Origin of the sequence: Citrobacter sp. Ce006 (genome assembly GCF_030336535.1) — a bacterium.
Taxonomy (GTDB): Bacteria; Pseudomonadota; Gammaproteobacteria; order Enterobacterales; family Enterobacteriaceae; genus Citrobacter; species Citrobacter europaeus.
Genome location: NZ_JAOWDO010000063.1, coordinates 1 through 5,269 on the forward strand (window position 1 = coordinate 1; position 5,269 = coordinate 5,269).

General features: G+C 50.3%; 4 protein-coding genes, 4 tRNA genes and 1 pseudogene. 2 read left to right on the forward strand and 7 right to left on the reverse strand.

Annotated elements, in window-relative coordinates; translation table 11 throughout:
- From tuf to OGV94_RS06690, 5 genes are all read right to left on the reverse strand, one after another.
- The coding region (gene tuf, locus OGV94_RS06670) for an elongation factor Tu (RefSeq protein ID WP_049014834.1) at positions 1–1,169 on the reverse strand (1,169 nt) is incomplete at its 3' end.
- Positions 1,170–1,287: 118 nt separating this feature from the next.
- Positions 1,288–1,363 (reverse strand) — tRNA-Thr (locus OGV94_RS06675).
- A gap of 5 nt (positions 1,364–1,368) precedes the next feature.
- Positions 1,369–1,443: transfer RNA gene (locus OGV94_RS06680), tRNA-Gly, on the reverse strand.
- A 114-nt stretch (positions 1,444–1,557) separates the two neighbouring features.
- Positions 1,558–1,642: transfer RNA gene (locus OGV94_RS06685), tRNA-Tyr, on the reverse strand.
- An 8-nt stretch (positions 1,643–1,650) separates the two neighbouring features.
- Positions 1,651–1,726: transfer RNA gene (locus OGV94_RS06690), tRNA-Thr, on the reverse strand.
- A gap of 19 nt (positions 1,727–1,745) precedes the next feature.
- Between OGV94_RS06690 and OGV94_RS06695 the strand changes: the two are divergent.
- Both OGV94_RS06695 and coaA read left to right on the forward strand, forming a co-directional pair.
- Positions 1,746–1,826 (forward strand): annotated as a pseudogene (locus tag OGV94_RS06695) (hypothetical protein); the annotation flags it as partial.
- A gap of 290 nt (positions 1,827–2,116) precedes the next feature.
- A complete protein-coding gene (coaA, locus tag OGV94_RS06700; RefSeq protein ID WP_043018507.1) occupies positions 2,117–3,067 on the forward strand; it encodes a type I pantothenate kinase in 951 nt (316 codons plus the stop codon).
- Between the two features lie 32 nt (positions 3,068–3,099).
- Here the strand turns inward: coaA and birA are convergent, their stop codons facing one another.
- Both birA and murB read right to left on the reverse strand, forming a co-directional pair.
- Positions 3,100–4,062, reverse strand: a complete 963-nt coding sequence (gene birA / locus OGV94_RS06705; RefSeq protein ID WP_043018016.1) for a bifunctional biotin--[acetyl-CoA-carboxylase] ligase/biotin operon repressor BirA — start codon at positions 4,060–4,062, stop codon at positions 3,100–3,102.
- Entirely contained in the window at positions 4,059–5,087 is a 1,029-nt protein-coding gene (gene murB, locus OGV94_RS06710; protein WP_181230911.1) for a UDP-N-acetylmuramate dehydrogenase, read from the reverse strand. Before murB ends, birA begins: the two co-directional genes overlap by 4 nt.
- Positions 5,088–5,269: the final 182 nt, after the last annotated feature.

Consider the following 5,269-nt stretch of genomic DNA (forward strand, 5'->3'; position numbering starts at 1 on the left):
GCAACAACGCCCGCACCAACAGTACGGCCGCCTTCACGGATTGCGAAACGCAGACCGTCGTCCATCGCGATTGGGTGGATCAGGGTAACAACCATTTTGATGTTGTCGCCCGGCATTACCATCTCAACGCCTTCCGGCAGTTCGATGGTACCAGTCACGTCAGTAGTACGGAAGTAGAACTGCGGACGGTAGCCTTTGAAGAACGGAGTATGACGGCCGCCTTCGTCTTTGGACAGAATGTACACTTCAGATTCGAACTTGGTGTGCGGCTTGATAGAGCCCGGCTTAGCCAGTACCTGACCACGTTCGATTTCTTCACGTTTGATACCACGCAGCAGAACACCAACGTTCTCACCAGCACGGCCTTCGTCCAGCAGTTTGCGGAACATTTCAACGCCAGTACAGGTAGACTTAGCAGTCTCTTTGATACCAACGATTTCAACTTCTTCACCAACTTTGATGATACCGCGCTCTACACGACCGGTAACAACGGTACCACGACCGGAGATGGAGAATACGTCTTCGATAGGCAGCAGGAACGGCTTGTCAATCGCACGCTCTGGTTCTGGGATGTAAGAATCCAGGAAGCCAGCCAGTTCGATGATTTTCGCTTCCCACTCTGCTTCGCCTTCCAGCGCTTTCAGAGCAGAACCACGAACGATCGGCGTGTCGTCGCCCGGGAAATCGTACTGAGACAGAAGTTCACGAACTTCCATTTCTACCAGTTCCAGCAGCTCTTCGTCATCAACCATGTCGCATTTGTTCAGGAACACGATGATGTACGGAACGCCTACCTGACGACCCAGCAGGATGTGCTCACGAGTCTGCGGCATCGGGCCGTCAGTCGCAGCAACAACCAGGATCGCGCCGTCCATCTGCGCAGCACCGGTGATCATGTTTTTAACATAGTCGGCGTGGCCCGGGCAGTCTACGTGTGCGTAGTGGCGAGTCGGGGTGTCATATTCAACGTGAGAAGTGTTGATGGTGATACCACGTGCTTTTTCTTCCGGCGCGTTATCGATCTGATCGAATGCGCGAGCAGCACCGCCGTAGGTTTTAGCCAGTACGGTAGTGATTGCAGCGGTCAGCGTTGTTTTACCATGGTCAACGTGGCCGATAGTACCGACGTTAACGTGCGGTTTAGTACGTTCAAATTTTTCTTTAGACATCGATTGTCCCTCTAAGACACGGATAAATCGGTGATATCACCACATCAACCAGGCAATATGCCTGAGCTGTTGAATGCTTTTAAAAGTAAACAGAGAGAAACGGGAAGGAGAAGTGAAGTGGTGCTGATACCCAGAGTCGAACTGGGGACCTCACCCTTACCAAGGGTGCGCTCTACCAACTGAGCCATATCAGCACGTCTGGAGCGGGCAGCGGGAATCGAACCCGCATCATCAGCTTGGAAGGCTGAGGTAATAGCCATTATACGATGCCCGCATCCTGAAACTCGGCTACCCAGTTCTTTCTGTAACAAAAAAGAGATTTCTCTCTTTTCTGTTCGAGCTGATTAATTTTTTAACCAACTCAGGCGGCGATAACGCTGCCAGAAAGTGGTGGTGGGGGAAGGATTCGAACCTTCGAAGTCTGTGACGGCAGATTTACAGTCTGCTCCCTTTGGCCGCTCGGGAACCCCACCGGACTTGATGGTGCCGACTACCGGAATCGAACTGGTGACCTACTGATTACAAGTCAGTTGCTCTACCTACTGAGCTAAGTCGGCATCAAGTAGCGCGCATTTTATGGAGACATGCGCACTCATGCAACTAAAAAATTGCATAAAATGTTCTATCGCTCACATTTTGCACTATGCGACCGATAAATAATCTATTTCCTCTTTAGATTGGACAAATTTCCAACGCCAGGCGCGTTCCCTGAGGGGCATTTTGCTCCGGCACGCAGTAATCAATAGAGAGAAAGTGCATCTTTATACATCTGGAATAGCCGTCACATTGCGTTTCAGGGGAAGATTTTTTCTTATTATTCCCTCCCATCTGGTGTTACCCTCCTGCCCATTGTCCAAATTAACTGAAATGTGCGTGCCATTGCGTACCGGGGATGATTTCGTTTTTTACCGCAGACCTGATATAGCAATGACAGCCAGACCATGCGTATGAGTATAAAAGAGCAAGCGTTAACGTCGCCTTACCTACAGTTTGATCGCAACCAGTGGGCTGCGCTTCGTGATTCCGTGCCGATGACCCTGACCGAGGAAGAGATTGCTCGTCTGAAAGGCATTAACGAAGACTTATCGCTGGAAGAAGTTGCCGAGATTTATTTGCCTCTATCGCGTTTGCTAAATTTTTACATCAGTTCGAACCTGCGACGTCAGGCTGTGCTGGAACAATTTTTAGGCACCAACGGCGAGCGTATTCCTTATATTATTAGCATTGCTGGTAGCGTCGCTGTCGGCAAAAGTACGACTGCGCGTGTATTGCAGGCGCTGCTGAGTCGCTGGCCCGAGCATCGTAAGGTTGAGCTGATTACTACCGATGGTTTTCTTCATCCGAACCAGGTGTTGAAAGAACGGGGGCTCATGAAGAAGAAAGGCTTCCCTCAGTCCTATGATATGCACCGTCTGGTTAAATTCGTTTCCGATCTGAAGTCTGGCGTCCCCAACGTTACGGCGCCGGTCTATTCTCATCTGATCTATGATGTGATCCCTGACGGTGACAAAACCGTTGCCCAGCCCGACATATTAATCCTCGAAGGGCTCAATGTATTACAAAGCGGGATGGACTATCCTCACGATCCACATCATGTATTTGTTTCTGACTTTGTCGACTTTTCTATTTATGTTGATGCGCCAGAAGAATTACTCCAGACGTGGTATATCAACCGCTTCCTGAAATTCCGCGAAGGGGCATTTACCAACCCAGACTCTTATTTCCATAACTATGCGAAATTGTCGGAAGACGAGGCAATCAACACCGCCACATCGCTTTGGAAAGAAATTAACTGGCTGAATTTAAAGCAGAATATTTTACCAACGCGTGAAAGAGCCAGCTTGATTATGACCAAAAGCGCCAATCATGCCGTTGAGCAAGTCAGGCTGCGTAAATAAATAAAAAAGGGGAGCCTCAGCTCCCCTTCTTATTATTCAGCACTTCTCAGCGATATTTCCCCACCCATCCAGGGTTTTATCACGCCATTTTGTTCAAGCAGTAATGCGCCTTGCGCATCTATTCCACGAGATATACCAAATATTTCTTTATCGCCAATAATGAGTTTTACCGGACGGTCGATAAAGTTGTCCAGCTTCTTCCAGCGGGACAGATACGGCGCCAGGCCCTCATGCTCAAACAGTATCAGGGCAGCGCGCAGCTCGCGGATCAACCGGGCAGCCAGAGTATTGCGGTCAATGTTAATACCCGCTTCCTGCAGGTTAATCCAGCCTTGATTAACCACATTCTCTTCTACCCGACGCATAGACATATTAATACCCGCGCCAATAACAATTTGCGCGGCATCGCCTGTCTTACCAGTGAGTTCAACCAGAATCCCTGCCAGTTTACGGTCGAGTAAATAGAGATCGTTGGGCCATTTTACACGGACTTTATCCGCACCCAGATCGCGCAAAACCTCAGCCATGACAATACCAATCACCAGGCTCAGGCCAATCGCGGCTGCCGGTCCTTGTTCCAGTCGCCAGAACATTGAAAGGTACAGATTGGCGCCAAAGGGAGAAAACCATTTACGTCCACGACGACCACGACCTGCATGCTGATACTCAGCGACGCAGGCATCCCCTGACTGCAGTTGACCAATTCGGTCCATCAGGTACTGATTGGTTGAATCGATAACTGGCAGGACCGTTATATTCCCGCCATCCAGTTGAGAATAAATACGCGATGAATCTAAAAGCTGGATAGGCTCAGGTAAGCTGTATCCTTTACCAGGGACCGTAAAGACATCAACCCCCCAGTCACGTAGCGTCTGGACATGTTTATTAATTGCCGCACGGCTCATTCCCAGCTTTTCGCCGAGTTGCTCACCGGAGTGAAATTCGCCATCGGCCAATAATGAAATAAGCGTCAGGGGGACGGTATTATCCTTCATGCAACGATCTCCACGGCATTCACTTCACCCTGCGGACCAATAAACCGGACTTCTGGCTCGAGCCAGACATTGAATTTCTCACCGACTTTTTGGCGTACGTGATGTGCAAGTTGCACCACATCCTGACTCGTCGCATGCTCTGCATTGATCAGCACGAGTGCCTGCTGCTGATGTACCGCTGCGCCACCAATGCGCATACCTTTTAGCTGGCACTGATCGATAAGCCAGCCAGCTGCCAGTTTCACAGAACCATCGGCCTGCGGGTAATGAGGCGCTGTAGGGAATTTTGCCAGGAGCTCCTGCGCAATATCTGCGGTGACAACCGGGTTTTTAAAGAAGCTTCCTGCATTACCGTTCACTTTTGGATCGGGCAGCTTTGTCGTGCGCATATGGCAAACAGAGTCAAAAACCTGCTGAGGTGTCACGGTGGCAGGATCCAGACGCGTCAGGTCACCGTAAGTCAAAACCGGCTGCCACTGTTTAGGCAAGCGCAGACCAACGGCGACAATAGCGAAACGATCCTGGTACTCATGCTTGAAGATGCTGTCACGGTAACCAAATCGACATTCTGCAGCGTTAACGCGCAGATGTTTGCCGGTCGAAAGCTCTACGCAGTCTACGTATTCACAGACGCGCTGCAGCTCTACGCCATAGGCACCAATATTCTGGATTGGCGATGAACCCACGCAGCCGGGGATAAGCGCCAAATTTTCCAGGCCAGGCATGTTGTGCTCCAACGCATAGCGCACCAACTGATGCCAGTTTTCACCCGCGCCTACGTGTAAATGCCACGCATCAGGTTGTTCAGTAATCTCTATCCCCTTGATACGGTTGACGATCACCGTTCCATGGAAGGTATCAAGAAACAGGACGTTACTCCCCTCGCCCAGGATCAGTACTGGATGATGTGATGCCTTGGCTGATTGCCAGGCATTCAATAATTGTTGCTCATTTTCGGCGCAGACAAGTTCGTTGGCTTGTTGATCGATGCCGAAGGTATTCCAGGCTTTAAGGGAGTGATTCATAGACGCTTTCCTGATGCAAAATCGCGCTTAGTTTACCGCATATGCCGCAGGATGGCTTGTGTTATGGAGGCATGTTGCTTTGCACCCGATGGCGCCGCGATGTGCCTGATGCGCTGCGCTTATCAGGCCTGCAAAATACGTTCAGTCCGGCGGGTTTCACTCCGTACAGACGCAAAAAAGCC